This window comes from Marivirga tractuosa (assembly GCF_042140215.1).
Classification (GTDB): Bacteria; Bacteroidota; Bacteroidia; order Cytophagales; family Cyclobacteriaceae; genus Marivirga; species Marivirga tractuosa_A.
In genome coordinates, this window is sequence record NZ_CP159478.1 from 2,000,444 (window position 1) to 2,012,333 (window position 11,890).

The following is an 11,890-nucleotide window of genomic DNA, read 5'->3' on the forward strand; positions in this document are numbered from 1 at the left end:
ACGTTAGATAATTGTGAAATCCACGTTAAAACAAGGTTAACTGACTTTTTTTAATTCTTTTCTTGAACCTATAGACTCAAATTCTACAGTTCCCACCTAATTTGGGTTGATTGAAGGCGCATCACGTAAGAAATCTTTTATGGAGATTGTTATTTTGAAGGAATTATTCTCTTTTTCTAAATAACACTACATATGTTTTTTAGGCTCTAGGGCTTAGTATGTTGCAATTATTTGAAGGTTAGCAGGTAGTGTTTGTGTACATATGCTTTTAAATCAAAAGTAAGGTTTTTCGATTAATTAACGGATAGGGGCTATAAATGAAATTTATATAGCTCTTAAAATCATTCAAATAGGATTTTTTGTATAAAAATTATAATAAAAAAATTAATAACTAAATATAAAGTAATTTGTTCAATTCATTTTTGTCAATTAACATAAATATACCTTATATTAGACATTTAACAATTTTATAACCTAAACAAAATATGATGAAGAAACTATTACTAATGCTAAGTTTCTTCCTGATTGCCTCTTATTCGTGGGCACAGGATAGAACGGTTTCTGGTACAGTGACTGATAAAGACGGTTCCTTACCAGGTGTGAACGTAATTGTGAAGGGTACTACCAATGGTACTACCACAGATCTAGATGGTAATTACAAGTTTTCAATTCCTGCGGATGCCAAAACACTTGTATTTACTTATATCGGTTATGAGAAAACCGAAATTGAAATTGGTTCAAGATCGGTGATTGATGTGACATTGCAACCTGATGTTCAGCAATTAGGTGAAGTTGTTGTAACTGCAATGAACATTACTCGTGACAAAGCCTCTTTAGGTTACTCACAGCAGACCTTAGACGGGGACCAAGTAAGTAAAGTGAAGGAAACTAACTTTATTAATTCCCTTTCTGGTAAAGTATCTGGTGTGAATGTACGTCAGAATAATACGATGGGTGGATCTACTAATATCACGATTAGAGGTAATTCATCTTTTACTAATAACCAACCTCTTTTTGTAGTGGATGGAGTTCCAATTAGTAACGAAACTAACAACTCTGATGCACAGCAAGCTGGTGGTTATGGATATGACTACGGTAACCCTGCAGCAGATATTAATCCTGAGGACATCAAGTCAATGTCAGTACTGAAAGGTGCTGCAGCGACTGCACTATATGGTGTTCGTGGACAAAATGGAGTAATTCTAATTGAAACTAAGAAAGGAAAGAATGTAAAAGGTCTTGGAATATCTGTTAGTAGCGGATTGACTGTTGGAAGTATTGATAAAAGTACTTTTGCTGAGTACCAAGATAAATATGGTGCTGGATACGGTCCTTACTATGGTTCTACAGGCTACTTCAACGATGGAGATGTTGACGGAGATGGTACTCCAGATTTAGTAGTACCTACTACTGAGGATGGTTCATATGGTGGGGCATTTGATCCTTCATTGAACGTTTATCACTGGGATGCATTTGTTCCTGAGTCTGATAACTTTGGACAAGCAAGACCATGGGTAGCAGCAGAGAATACTCCTGTAGATTTCTTTGAAACGCAAAATACTTGGAATAACTCTGTTTCATTATCTGGTGGTAATGAAAACACTAATTTTAGATTGAGTTATACGAATGTGAACGAAAAAGGAATTCTTCCTAACAGTACGCTTAACAAAAACACAATTAATTTTACTGGTGGTACGAAATTGTCAGAAAAATTGAGTACTGATGTTCTTTTTCAATATAACAGACAAGATGTTGTAGGTAGATACTCTACTGGTTACAGTGATAACTTAATGTCTCAATATAGACAGTGGTGGGAAACAAACGTAGATGTTTATAAACAACGTGATATTTACAACAAAACAGGTAAGAATTATACTTGGAATGCAGCAGATCCATTCACTGATCCGTTGACTCCTATTTACTGGGATAATCCGTATTGGACTAGATATGAAAACTATAACTCAGATGTGAGAGATAGAATTTTGTCTAAAGTGGGTGTTAACTATAAAATTAACGACTGGTTATCATTTGCTGGTAGAGCTTCAATAGACACTTACTTTGAAACTAGAGAAGAAAGAAGAGCAGTAGGTAGTGTGCCAACAGCTTTTGGTGTTCAAAGAAATGATGAATCTTCTGGTTACCAAGTAACTAACATTCAAAACACTGAGTATAACTTTAACGGTGTGTTAAATGCTAATAAAGATATCTCTGATGATTTGAATATTGCAGGATTGTTAGGTTTCAATATGAGAAAAGAAAGATATGATTACAGTCAGCAATCAACTAGTGGTGGCTTAGCTGTAGCAGATCTTTATGCATTATCTAATTCAGTTAATCCTAATCCATTCCCTTTTGAATACTTATGGGAAAAAGAAGTTTACGGATATTTCGGAAACGTAAATTTAGGATTCAGAGATTTCTTGTATTTCGATGCTAACTATAGAACGGATGTATCTTCATCTTTGCCAGTACAAAATAACCAATATGATTATTATGCTCTTGGTTTAGGTTTTGTATTTAGTGAAATCGTTGATCTTCCAGGTATTGACTTTGGTAAATTGAGAGCTAGTTACGGTACTTCTGGTAACGATACAAGAGCACTCAGAGTAAACGATGTTTATAATAGAGTAAACAATTTCCAAGGTGGTATTTTAACCACATTGCCTTCTGTAAAAAACAACAAGAATTTGCAGCCGGAATTGACAACTGAGTATGAGATAGGGTTAGAATTAACTGCTTTAAACAGACGATTGAACTTTGATGTAGCGTATTATAACAGAGAAACTGCAAACCAATTGTTAAGTGTTCAGCTTTCAAGAGCTACTGGTTTCTCTTCTACATTTATCAACTCAGGTGCAATCCAGAATCAAGGAGTTGAAATTGTATTAGGCGGTGACATTATCAAAAATAATGACTTAACGTTTAATTCAACTGCTAATTTCACTTTAAATAGAAGTGAAGTATTGAGTTTAATAGGTGATACTGAGAATTATGTATTTGCTTCTTACCAGTCTGGAGTTACCTCTAACGCAACGGTAGGTGAGCCATTTGGTGTCTTGAAAGGTACTGGTTACCAGTATATAGATGGACAAAAAGTGATTAATTCAAGCGGTTATCCTGTGGCAGTACCAGATCAAATTATTGGCGACCCTAATCCAGATTGGACAATGGGTATTAACAATACTTTGAGCTACAAAGGATTAAGCTTAGGATTCTTAGTTGATATACAAAAAGGTGGTGATGTGTACTCTTTAGATATGCACTATGGTAGAGGTACAGGATTATATCCTGAAACTGCTGCATTGAACGATAGAGGTGTTCAAGTAAGAGAGCCTGTTGCTGATGGCGGTGGTTTCAAGTATGAAGGAGTTACTGAAAGTGGAGAACCTAATGAAGTTTACGCACCTGCTACTGACTATTCTGGAGCTTTCTATTGGGGTAATTCTTCAAGACAGCCAAATCAAATGACTGTTTATGATGCATCTTCAGTAAGACTTAGAGAAGCATCTTTAACTTATACTTTGCCGAAAAGCTTTGTAGATAGTTTTGCTCAAAGTGTGAATATCTCTTTCGTTGGTCGTAACCTATGGATAATTCATAAAAATGTACCTTATGCTGATCCGGAATCTGGTTTAGGAGCTGGAGCTGCACAAGGATTTTTAGTAGGTTCTTACCCAACTGTTAGAACTACTGGTTTAAAACTTGATATAACATTTTAATGAACAATATTATGAAGAAATTATTTTTATTATTTATAAGCTTCACAACTATTGCGTTTTATAGTTGTGACGATCGTCTGGAAGAATTAAATACGGACAAGAAGAATCCTTCTGAAGTAGATCCGTCTTCCTTATTTGCGCGTGGAATGAAAGAGACTTTCGATAATGTAGAAAGTGCTAGTGTGAATGATAATCCTTTTAGATTATATGCACAATACTGGTCTCAAACTACTTATCCTGAAGAAAGTCAGTATAACTTAACTTCACGAAGTATTCCAGCTAATTTCTGGGAAAATATCTACAGAGATGTATTATCTGATTTAGATGAGTCGAAAAGACTGATCAATATGGAAATTGAAGCAGGGAATTTCGCAAATACACCTGAAGCGGTGTTCAGAAATCAAATTTCTTGTATTGAAATATTATCAGTTTACAACTACACTTTATTAGTAGATACTTACGGTAATATCCCTTATTCAGAAGCTTTGGATGTTGAGAATATCAACCCAGCTTATGATGATGCGGAAACTGTGTACAGAGATTTAGTTGAAAGACTTGATGCTGCTGTTGCTGCTTTTGATAATTCAGCAGTTGCATTTGCGGGTGCTCAAGATCCTATGTATAATGGAGATGTTAGTTCTTGGACTTTATTTGCAAATACTCTAAAACTTAGAATAGGTATGAGATTTGCTGATTATGATCCTGTTTATGCTGAAGACTTAGTGACTGATGCAGTGAGTGATGGTGTATTCACATCAGCTGCAGATAATGCGTCTGTGCAATACATGACTGCTGCTCCTAATACTAATCCTGTTTATGCAGCGATTGTATTGAGTGGTAGAAATGACTTTGTGATTTCTGATGTATTAGATGAAACGTTAAATAGTTTGGAAGATCCAAGATTGAAGACGTATTCTAGAGCGCCAGTTAATTTTCCATTTCCAATTAATGATAATGGTACAGAAGACGATGCAGATGATGATTTCCCAATGGATTCAACATTAGCTTACGGTGTTTTTGCTACCTATACTAATGTGGATGGTGAAGATTCAGTTGAGACTTATTTACCTGCAAATACTACGGTAGAAGCAGAGTATAGTGGTAGATTAAAAGTATATAAAGGTGGTACTTACGGAACAGCAAATTCTTTTGTTTCGAATTCAAAACTAAGTAGCCAACTTTATAATCAACCTACTTTCCCTGGTACTTTGATAGGGTATTCTGAAACTCAGTTCTTATTAGCTGAAGCCGTTGAGAGAGGTTTCGCAGTTGGTGGAACTGCTGCAGCTTACTATAATGCAGGTATTGAAGCATCTTTCGATTTCTGGGGAGCTGAAGGATTTGACGATTATATATTGCAGCCTGAAGTTGCATACCTTACTGCACCAGGAACTTATCAAGAAAAAATTGGTAAGCAATTATGGATCGCATTATTTAATCAAGGTTTAGAAGCTTGGGCTTCTTATAGAAGACTTGATTTTGGTGTACTTCAGCCTTTACCAGGTGATGCGCAAGTTTCAGTTCCAATGAGGTTAATTTATCCTTTGGAAGAAGATCAGTTGAATGGTCAAAACAAGCAAGCCGCAGCTAGCGCTATAGGTGGAGACGAAGTTACTACTCAGATTTTCTGGGATGTAAATTAAATTTCTATATCCTAAGTAATTTAGGTTTAAAGGCTGTCTTTTTGAAGGCAGCCTTTTTTTTATGTCATTTTCTTAATGTCTTAAATTTTTTAAATGTAATTTTTCATACTACTTTTATGCAAAATATTATATTATGAAGAATTACTACCCCGCATTATTTGCACTGCTTTTACTCCTTTCTGTGCATTTATATACTGATTCATTTAGATTTGAAGCTGCTCAAGAGGAAAAGACTGTAGCTAACATTTGGTCAACAAAAAAAACTAAAATTAAGTCTGGAAAAGATGCTTATATGAAGCCGGATGGATATATTGAGTATTTTAATTCTATTACCAAATCAATTGATGAAACAAGCAGTTTGTATAAACCTGGATACCAGTTTCAGGAGCTTCAAAAGTCTTTAACTAATAAGGCTTTGGCACGCTCTCAATCCTTGCCTGCTGAATTTGAATCAAGAGGCCCTGGTAATGTTGGTGGCAGAACAAGAGCAATAGCTGTTGATCCTGATGATGATTCCAACTGTACTTGGTTTGCAGGAGCAGCTAGTGGAGGGATATGGAAAACTACAGATTGTGGAGATTCTTGGGTAAACATATCTCCTGATTTGCCTAATTTGTCAACTAATTCTATTGCGCAGTCGCAGTCAAGTCCGGATGTAATTTATGTTGGTACTGGTGAAGTGTTTGCTGGTAACAGTACCTTTGTAAGAGGAAATGGAATTTATAAAAGTACAGATAGAGGTCTTACGTGGGAGTTGCTTCCCTCTACTATTTCAAATGTTGACTACCTATCGGTCAACAGAATTGCTGTAGATCCCAAGGATGATCAAGTAGTAGTTATAGCCACTAACACTGGTGTTTTCAAGTCCACCGATGGAGGAGCTAGCTGGAGTAAAACCTACGATGCGCCTGCAGGTGGTTCTGTTCAGGATCTGCAAGTCGATCCAGTTGATTTCAGTATTCAATATGCAGGTGTGAATAGCTTAGGTATTATTAAGTCTACAGATGCTGGAAACACCTGGAATGTTTCATCTACTGGTATTTCAGAAGGTGTTCGTTTCGAGATTGGTGTGGCACCAAGTAATCCGGAAATTATTTATACTTCTACTTTTTCTGGGGAAAATACATTGTTGTATCTCTCAGAAGACAGTGGTGAGAATTGGGTTTTAGTAGATGATCCTGATTATGATACGAACTTCTTGGGTGCACAGGGCTGGTATGATAATACTATTGCTGTAAATCCTTATAACCCTTATGAGGTGTTTGTGGGAGGTGTTAGTGTTGGTAAATTCACCGTTGATCCAAATAATATAGGAGAAACTCCTAGGCAATTTAATGGTGTAGACTTTGAAGAAAGCACTTTATTTGAGCTGGTTAGTTTTGAAGCAGATTTTAATGGAGGGTCTCTTGACATAGCAAGTGGAACTGATAGTCCTTCACAAAACCCAGTCACCGTTGAGATTAGATTCGGAGAAGGTGTGCAGCAAATGGCGCATCGTTATACCGTGCCTAATGGAGAAACATCAGGGGTTCCTATTTCAGACTATATTTATCAAGACTATGTCGAAGTTCCATTCGAAATATGGGACATTGAAAATGATAGGCAATTGATGGTGTCTTTTAGAGACCAACAAAATGATGGTGAATTCAATCTAAATAAAAGAAGCGAAACCGATGATCAACTGTCAACAGCAAGAGAATACGTTTATATTCATGATGTTGAATATAATGCTTCTGCTGCAGATGAAAATATAGCCGAAGATGGGGCAATTGAATATGCTAATATGTATTTCTTCTGGCCTGTGTTGGCAGAAGCAGCATCTTGGAACCCAACTGCCTTAGTCAATTCTGTAATGCGTATTAATTTTGGATCTAAGTTTATTGCAATGGCTGATGCTACGGCTGTTTATGATGCGTACGGAGACTATGAAGGACAAAATACGAGTAATCTTCATCCAGATCATCATCACCTTACATTAATTAAAACAGACGAAGCTTCTAAGACTTTTATGATTGTCAATGGTAACGATGGAGGCTTAGGGATATCAACGAATAATGGAGAGAGAATAGATCAAATCACGAATGGCTATGTTACTACACAGTTTTATGGTGCAGATAAGAAACCTGGCGAAGAAAAATATATAGGTGGAATGCAGGATAATGGTACCTGGGTGTCCACTGGAATAAGTGTTGATGAATCTAATAATTATAATGCTGTAATTGGAGGAGATGGCTTTGAAGTAATCTGGCACTCAGAACATCCAGAAAAAGTAATCGCTGGTTACCAGTTCAACGGAATCCAAAGATCCATAAATGGCGGTAGATCTTTTACAGCTGCTACTTCTGGGATCACAGATGGTCCTTTTATTACTAGATTAGCAGGTTCTTATTCAAGTCCGGATGTGATATATGCGATTGGACCAACTGGAGTATATAAAAGTAACGATTTTGGTGGTAGTTGGAATATGAAAGTTATTCCAGACGAAACCTGGGGTGGCCTTGCTAGTGCTAGTGATGTTGAAGTGTCTTTGGCAAATAGTAAAATAGTTTGGGCCGGTGCCGGTATGGCAAATGGTATTTTAAATCTTTTTGTTTCAAAAGATGCTGGTGAGACATATACAGCAGTAAATAATTATTCCCCAGACCCAAGGGCTAATTACACTGGTATTTACACACATCCCAAAGATGAGAATACAGCTTATGCTTTATTTGGCAAGCCGAATTTCCCTAAAGTATTAAAAACTACTGATCTTGGGCAAACTTGGGAAGATATCTCTGGTTTTGAAGGGAATGAAAATGGTAGTAGTAGGGGATTTCCTGATGTGATTGCACATAGTCTACTTGTAATGCCATTTGATACTGATATTATTTGGGTGGGAACTGAAATTGGAATTTACGAATCAATGAATGGAGGACAGTCTTGGAATATTCGAAGTGATTTTCCTTCTGTTTCAGTTTGGTCAATGAAAATTGTTGATGATGAAATAGTAATAGGTACGCATGGTAGAGGAATTTGGACTGCTACCCTCGAACCTTTGTTTTACTCTAATATTAAATTCGCAGAGTTCAATTATGAAGGGTATGGAAATGCTAAAATGACTTTTGACTTTCCAGTAGAGTATGAAGAGGTTCAGTTGATGATAAACAATCAGGAGGTGGAAAGTTTAACTAATGTGAACGCAGGGGAAACCACTTTTGAATTGTCTGATTTTCATGAATTTGCTGGGGCAAATGTTAAAATTGTGGGTACACTAAATGGTGAGTTGATTGAATCAAGAAACTTTAATACCCCTAATCTTGAATTGCACTGTAATTGTTTCGCAAGAGAGTTTTGGTGCTAATGGAGATTATAAGGTGAAGTTAATATTGGAGAATAATGAGCCCTTTGATAAAATAGAAGTTTTATTTAATGACGCATTAGTCTTCACTGATGAACAACAACTATCGGTGGAAGATGAAAACAGGATTATACAGTTTGATTATTCTGAAGTGAACAAGAATTCGTTGGAAATTAAAGGCTACATCAAGGATACTGTTTTTTCAACTCTTAGTCAAACCACTTTAGTTACTTCAGCTCCTGATGCGAGTAATGAGCTGATAGCGATATATCCTAATCCCACAAGTGATATTTTGAATATTAACAATCTCAGTGGTGATATACGTAATTTAACTATTTATAACTCGAATGGCCAGTTGGTTCAGAAGCATTCCTTAACAGATGACAGTAATGTGATTAGATTAAAGTCTTTGGAAGCTGGAGTTTACTTGTTACAACTCCAAGACGATAAAGGAAAACTATTAACCAAAAGGATAATTAAAGAATAATGAAGATATATTATATACTGGGTATAGTTTTGTTATCCTTAGCGGCTTGTACGAAACCAAAAATGGATTCCCGTAGTATCGATTTAAGTATTTACAAAATGGCCTATGCATCTTTAAATATTGATGCGGTAGACTTTATTTATAATGATGATCAAAGTTACGTTTTAGGGATTTATAAGGTAGACGAATCTTCTAGTAAGCCATTGACAACGAAGTATGTTGTTCTTGATGTGGAAAATGAGTCAATTGTGGTTAAGAATAGTGTTGTAGGTGGGAATGTGAAATGGGTTTCAACGTACGAAATTGAGATTATTGATCCCCCTGGTATTATGAAAGATGATGCTGAGACTTTAGAAGATTACACTACAATCCTCAACGTAAAAACAGGTAAAGAATCAAAAAAAACAGCTGATCGTTTTTGATCAGCTGTTTTTCGCTATTTTAAAAACTGGCTTGTTTCCTGAATAATTTTTAGGAAGGTAGGAGGGAGAGTTTCCATTTCCCAAGGATGTTTAGCTCCAAATACATGGTTTTCATTTTCGAAAATAATCAGGTTTGTATCTTTTTTCCATTGTTTAATTTGGTGCGCCATGGAAACTGGCAGCGTCTCATCTTTAGTTCCATGAAAAGCTAATAAGGGTTGTGTTATTTCCCTAATGGCATTAGGGATAGATAATCTGTCCTTATTTTCAATAACATCATGGTATAATTGTACATATAGTGGCATTTGCTGATTAGTTCTCTTATTTTCTATAAACTGTACTCCTTCCTTTTTCCATTCCTCTAAAAAGCTCTTAGGCCATCTTTTAGCCAGATCACTAATTGCAGCAAGTGTTATCACCTTTTTTATTCTAATGTCTTCTCTAGCTTTTAATAAGACTAATCCACCTCCTCTGCTGTGGCCCATAAGATTAATTTGATCTAGATCAATTTCCTCTGGAGGCAATACAGACTTTTCAGAAAACAAGTAATCTATACTGTCCGCTAAATCATCTAATTCAATAGTGAAATTATTATTTCCGAATGCTTCTAAATCTGCAAAATCAGTTAATTGTTCTTGAGTAGTACCATTGTGGCTCAAATTTATTTTCATAAAGATGAAGCCTTTCCTTGCAAATTCTTCTGCCATCAAGTTAAATACGCCCCAATCTTTAAATCCTTTAAAACCGTGAACAAAAAGGATTAACGATTTCTTATTTTGATTAGGAAGGTACTTTATGTCTGCCGTAATTGGCTTATTATGGACCGTACTTGTAATAATTATATTTTCTTGAATCATTTTGTTTGATTGCATTGCTTAGATATTCATTTGGTAGTAATATTGCACACGCATGGCCAGTAAAATTAAAGAAATACAAAGACCAATTGCCAATGAAATGGCAGAATTTGAAATAAAATTCCGTCAATTCATGAAAAGTAAAGTTTATTTGCTTGACAAGATCATGGGCTACATTGTCAAACGGAAGGGGAAACAAATGCGACCTATGTTTGTATTTCTATCAGCAGGTATTCATGGCCAGATTAATGAAGCTACTTACAGAGGTGCTGCTTTAATTGAACTGTTGCACACCGCCACACTAGTCCATGATGATGTTGTAGATGATGCCAATTATAGGAGAGGCTTCTTTTCTATCAATGCCTTATGGAAGAATAAGATTGCAATTCTCGTTGGCGATTATTTGCTTTCCAGAGGCTTGTTACTTTCTATAGACAATGAAGATTTTGATTTACTCAAGATTGTTTCGGAGGCAGTTCGAGAGATGAGTGAAGGCGAGTTACTTCAAATTGAAAAAGCAAGAAAGCTTAATATCACAGAGGATATTTACTATGATATTATTAAGCAAAAGACCGCGTCATTAATTGCATCATGCTGTGCTGTAGGTAGCCGATCTGTTACCAAGGATGATGAAGTTAGTGATAAAATGAAGCTCTTTGGAGAAAAGGTGGGGATGGCTTTTCAAATTAAAGATGACCTATTTGATTATGGTACTAATGACATTGGAAAGCCTCTAGGAATCGATATCAAAGAGAAGAAAATGACATTGCCCTTAATCTATGCGTTAAATAATTCAGATAAGTCTGAGCAAAAGCATATCATTAAATTAATTAAAAATAAAAGCGATAAGAATTCAACGGTTAAAACAGTGGTTGACTTTGTGAGAAGGAAGAAGGGTATTGCTTATGCAGAGGAAGTAATGCATAATTACTATGATGATGCAATGAAGATAATTCAAGACTTTCCTAAGTCTGAATATAGGCAATCATTAATTGATTTAGTGAAGTATACGATTGAGCGTAAAAAGTAGTAGATTAGTTTAATTTAAATCGCTGAGTGTGAGAATTCGCTTGAGGTTTTTCAGAAAAAAGCGATTTTGTGGCGGGCCATACTTTTCCAAAAGTTTCGGAATGTCTGTAATGATTTAGGCAATCTTCATTTTCCCATATACTGTATGTGCTGAATATACAAGGATGATCTTTGTCCTGCCAAAGTTCTAGGTGCTTGCACCCAGTCTGGTTTCGAATCGCTTCTTTATTCTCCTCGAATATTTTTACGAAATCTTCAATTTTATCTTCTTGAAAAGTCATTTTTACTATTCGAATTAACATAAGCAGCTTATCAATTTAAAATTGCCCCAAATAATTAAGCGACCTTTAGTTTATTTCTAGGTTCTTAATTATCTGGGACAGATTATTATTCTTTTGA

Annotated in this window: 8 protein-coding genes; 6 read left to right on the forward strand and 2 right to left on the reverse strand. The window is 35.7% G+C overall.

Translation table 11 applies throughout. The annotated features are described in order from the left end of the window. Window positions 1-485 precede the first annotated feature (485 nt). From ABWH96_RS09145 to ABWH96_RS09165, 5 genes are all read left to right on the forward strand, one after another. Window positions 486-3,719: a SusC/RagA family TonB-linked outer membrane protein gene (locus ABWH96_RS09145; protein WP_375581150.1), complete on the forward strand. Its 3,234-nt coding sequence runs from the start codon at window positions 486-488 to the stop codon at window positions 3,717-3,719. An 11-nt stretch (window positions 3,720-3,730) separates the two neighbouring features. After that, the gene (locus tag ABWH96_RS09150) at window positions 3,731-5,362 is read left to right on the forward strand and encodes a SusD/RagB family nutrient-binding outer membrane lipoprotein (RefSeq protein WP_375581151.1); all 1,632 of its coding nucleotides are present in this window, start codon (window positions 3,731-3,733) and stop codon (window positions 5,360-5,362) included. Window positions 5,363-5,495: 133 nt separating this feature from the next. After that, window positions 5,496-8,702 (forward strand): WD40/YVTN/BNR-like repeat-containing protein, encoded by a 3,207-nt coding sequence (locus ABWH96_RS09155; protein ID WP_375581152.1) that lies wholly within the window; start codon window positions 5,496-5,498, stop codon window positions 8,700-8,702. Next, complete coding sequence (locus tag ABWH96_RS09160; protein ID WP_375581153.1) at window positions 8,659-9,186, forward strand: T9SS type A sorting domain-containing protein; 528 nt, start codon at window positions 8,659-8,661, stop codon at window positions 9,184-9,186. The genes ABWH96_RS09155 and ABWH96_RS09160 overlap by 44 nt, the downstream gene beginning before the upstream one ends. Window positions 9,187-9,248: 62 nt before the next feature. Continuing rightward, entirely contained in the window at window positions 9,249-9,608 is a 360-nt protein-coding gene (locus ABWH96_RS09165) for a hypothetical protein (RefSeq protein ID WP_375581154.1), read from the forward strand. Window positions 9,609-9,622: 14 nt separating this feature from the next. Here ABWH96_RS09165 and ABWH96_RS09170 read toward each other — a convergent pair whose 3' ends face one another. Then, window positions 9,623-10,480, reverse strand: a complete 858-nt coding sequence (locus ABWH96_RS09170) for an alpha/beta hydrolase family protein (protein ID WP_375581155.1) — start codon at window positions 10,478-10,480, stop codon at window positions 9,623-9,625. 37 nt (window positions 10,481-10,517) lie between these two features. Here ABWH96_RS09170 and ABWH96_RS09175 point away from each other — a divergent pair, with 37 nt between their 5' ends. Continuing rightward, window positions 10,518-11,492 (forward strand): polyprenyl synthetase family protein, encoded by a 975-nt coding sequence (locus ABWH96_RS09175; protein WP_375581156.1) that lies wholly within the window; start codon window positions 10,518-10,520, stop codon window positions 11,490-11,492. A gap of 4 nt (window positions 11,493-11,496) precedes the next feature. Here the strand turns inward: ABWH96_RS09175 and ABWH96_RS09180 are convergent, their stop codons facing one another. Beyond that, window positions 11,497-11,772, reverse strand: coding sequence for a putative quinol monooxygenase (locus tag ABWH96_RS09180; RefSeq protein WP_375581157.1), 276 nt, complete (start codon window positions 11,770-11,772; stop codon window positions 11,497-11,499). Window positions 11,773-11,890 lie beyond the last annotated feature (118 nt).

Bases quoted from the DNA above. Each gene is read 5' to 3' on its own strand.
- ABWH96_RS09145 (WP_375581150.1), top strand. From the start codon at position 486: ATGATGAAGAAACTATTACTAATGCTAAGTTTCTTCCTGATTGCCTCT.
- ABWH96_RS09150 (WP_375581151.1), top strand. From the start codon at position 3,731: ATGAAGAAATTATTTTTATTATTTATAAGCTTCACAACTATTGCGTTT.
- ABWH96_RS09155 (WP_375581152.1), top strand. From the start codon at position 5,496: ATGAAGAATTACTACCCCGCATTATTTGCACTGCTTTTACTCCTTTCT.
- ABWH96_RS09165 (WP_375581154.1), top strand. From the start codon at position 9,249: ATGGATTCCCGTAGTATCGATTTAAGTATTTACAAAATGGCCTATGCA.
- ABWH96_RS09170 (WP_375581155.1), bottom strand. From the start codon at position 10,480: ATGCAATCAAACAAAATGATTCAAGAAAATATAATTATTACAAGTACG.
- ABWH96_RS09175 (WP_375581156.1), top strand. From the start codon at position 10,518: ATGGCCAGTAAAATTAAAGAAATACAAAGACCAATTGCCAATGAAATG.
- ABWH96_RS09180 (WP_375581157.1), bottom strand. From the start codon at position 11,772: ATGACTTTTCAAGAAGATAAAATTGAAGATTTCGTAAAAATATTCGAG.